Below are 2,968 nucleotides of genomic sequence, written 5' to 3' on the forward strand. Positions count from 1 at the left end.
CCGGCCAGCGCACGCTGACCATCAGAGCGACCGAATATCGACGATAAAGATCACCGATATTCGATGGTGATCAAAAATCAGAGCTCCGCCTTGGTCAGCTCCTCAACGTTGATGTCCTTGAACGTCACCACACGCACGTTCTTCACGAACCGTGCCGGCCGGAACATGTCCCATACCCACGCATCACGCAGAGTGAGCTCAAAAAAGACCTCACCCGCGCTGTTACGGACGTCGATCTGATAGTCGTTTGCAAGATAGAAACGACGGTCCGTCTCGATGACGTAGGAAAACAAACCGACGACGTCACGATATTCGCGATAGAGCTGGAGCTCCATCTCGGTCTCGTACTTCTCGAGATCTTCGGCGCTCATGCGCTCTCCATCGCGCTGCGTAGCCCGGTTCGTGTCACGACATCCTCCAGCCGCGACAGTCGTTCGCGTTGAGCTTCTGCCACATTGACATACGACATCCGATGCTGATCACACGGCCCGTAAGCGGCCAGTGCCGCGGCGTGCCCTGCCGTGACATACCCCTTGTGCTGCGCAAAATCATACTCGGGGTACGCAGAGTGCAGATCATTCATGATCCGATCTCTGGTCACCTTGGCAACGACGGACGCGGCGGCCACACAGGCCACCACTTGATCCCCCTTGAGCACGGCTGTGGACTCGACTCCCAAACCCGCCACCGCAAAGCCATCGGTCAGCACGTACCCGGGACGCCACGGCAGCCGAGCCACCGCGCGGCGCATTCCAGTGATGTTCGCCACATGCACACCCCGCAGGTCGATCTCGGATGCATCGATCACAACGGTCGTCCACGCCTGGGCGACACCAAGGATGTCGTCGAATACCTGCTCGCGCAGACGGGCGGACAACCGTTTGGAGTCGGCCAAGGTGCCGATGCTTCGCGATCCGCCCTTGGGGAGAACGACGGCCGCGACGACAAGAGGACCAGCGCACGCGCCCCGCCCGGCCTCGTCGACCCCGGCGACGGGCGCGAGCCCCCGGCGCCAGAGCGCACGCTCGTACCCCCACAGCCCGGCATCACGCCGGATCGTCGCCCTGGCCGGAGCGAACAGCAGTGGGCGGCTGGGTTGGACGCTGACGCCGTCGCCGCCGCGCGGGTCGGTCCGACCGCCGCTCGGGGCGATCGCCGTGCCGGGCTGATCCACCGTCGCCACCCGGGCTGCTCCTTCCGAGCGGTGATCGCCGATGCGATACGGCGACCCCGCCCACCGCCACCACGCCAGCCGCGGCCAGGCCGGCAACCGGGAGGCTGGCCGCCGGCAGACCGGTAGCGGTGGCAAAGATGTTCGGCGGAGACAAAATCGCCATCCGCCCCAGCGGCCAGACCCGCACAAAGGCACGACCGACAACCTTGCTTTCCGGGATGGTCCCGTTCACCCGTGAATCCGAGGACTCACTGCGATGGTCGCCCATGACCCACAGCTCGCCGGCAGGCACCTTCACCGGGGCGAACTCGCGCCCGGAGCCAGCCGGGCTGTTCTCATAGACGTACGGCTCATCGAGGGGCTTGTCGTTAACCGTCACCCGGCCCTGGGAATCGCAGCAGGCCACCGTGTCACCAGCCACGCCGATGACCCTTTTGATGAAGTCCTTGTCGCTGGGGGCACCGAGGCCGAACACACCCTGAACCGCACGCACGGCACGGGAGACAACGTTGCTCGGCGGGTCGATCAGGGTCTCCGCCCGCTCGAAGCCGGTGCCGTCGCCGTTGAACACGACAATCTCACCGCGGTGGACGTCCCTGAAGCGGTAGACGAGCTTGTTGACCAGAACCCGGTCGTTGACCAGCAGGGTCCGTTCCATCGAGACGGTCGGTATCCAGAACGCCTGCACGAGAAATGCCTTGATGACCAGTGCGAGCAGGAAGGCGACCAGTATGAGGACAGGCAGCTCACGGGCGAACGAGCCCCTCCCCCCGCGGCTGCGGCCCAATGCCCGGCGCGCGCGCCGGGTGGGTTCCTCGGCGATCGGATCCATCGCGACCGCCTGGGGTTCGCCAAGGGCGCCCCCGGTGACGGGAGCATCCCCGGCGACCGCGGGCTCGGCGCCCGCCACCGGGCCGGACGCGTCAGCCGGCGAGATCATGGTGTCTTCCCCAGCATTATTGCCCGCGACGGATCCCGCAAGGTCTCGCGCGCCGGGGCTGGCGTCGCCGCTCCGCTTCACCGTCTGCCCATTCGCCATCTGCCCACAGCCATCATCAGGCGGCCTCTGGCCACTGGGCGCGTCTGACGGATGCTCGATCGCCTCGCCCCCCACCCGAACGCTTCGCGTCTGTGCGGGCTCCTGCTCTCGATGCCAGAAAGCGTCCTGCCGTGTTGTCGTCGGTCCGGATAGCACACCGCTATCCGGACCTTCTCCGCCTTGCGGGCCACTTTCTGGATCATCGCCCACATCGACCACCGTCCATCAGACACGCCCTCGCCGGAACAGCACTGTCCCAGCGAGCCGGAAGACCCTGCTCGGCTCCACTCACCACGCCACCTCATGGGTTGGCCGGCCTCGGCCGAATTTGATGACCGTCACCGTGGTATCCGACAGGGGAGGGAAAGTGACCACCCTACGCGGGCCTGCTCCGGCAATAGCACGGTAACGCAGACATGGTGACGCATGGTCAACCTTCGCGCCAACCCACGCACACCTCAGCGTCCAGCCGGCCGACGCTTTTCCTTGATCTTCGCAGCCTTGCCACGCAGCTCACGGAGGTAGTACAGCTTCGCCCGTCGCACGTCTCCACTGGTCACGACTTCAATCTTGGACACGACCGGGCTGTGGACTGGGAAGGTCCGCTCAACCCCGACGCCAAAGCTGACCTTGCGGACCGTGAAAGTCTCGCGAACACCACCGCCCTGGCGACGAATCACAACGCCCTGGAAAACCTGGATGCGCTGGCGATTGCCTTCGACGACACGAACGTGGACCTTCAGGGTGTCGCCCGG

General features: G+C 65.3%; 4 protein-coding genes. All 4 read right to left on the reverse strand.

The features are described from left to right. Window positions 1-77: 77 nt before the first annotated feature. Window positions 78-371, reverse strand: a complete 294-nt coding sequence (locus MJ783_RS12760; protein ID WP_239310639.1) for a DUF2469 domain-containing protein — start codon at window positions 369-371, stop codon at window positions 78-80. Then, entirely contained in the window at window positions 368-1,081 is a 714-nt protein-coding gene (locus tag MJ783_RS12765) for a ribonuclease HII (protein ID WP_239310642.1), read from the reverse strand. The genes MJ783_RS12760 and MJ783_RS12765 overlap by 4 nt, the downstream gene beginning before the upstream one ends. After that, a complete protein-coding gene (gene lepB / locus MJ783_RS12770; protein ID WP_239310640.1) occupies window positions 1,047-2,213 on the reverse strand; it encodes a signal peptidase I in 1,167 nt (388 codons plus the stop codon). Before lepB ends, MJ783_RS12765 begins: the two co-directional genes overlap by 35 nt. A 458-nt stretch (window positions 2,214-2,671) precedes the next feature. Next, window positions 2,672-2,968 (reverse strand): 50S ribosomal protein L19 (gene rplS / locus MJ783_RS12775; protein WP_239310641.1); only part of this gene is annotated, 297 nt, incomplete at its 5' end.

Origin of the sequence: Protofrankia sp. Cj3, assembly GCF_917627355.1 — a bacterium.
GTDB lineage: Bacteria > Actinomycetota > Actinomycetes > Frankiales > Frankiaceae > Protofrankia.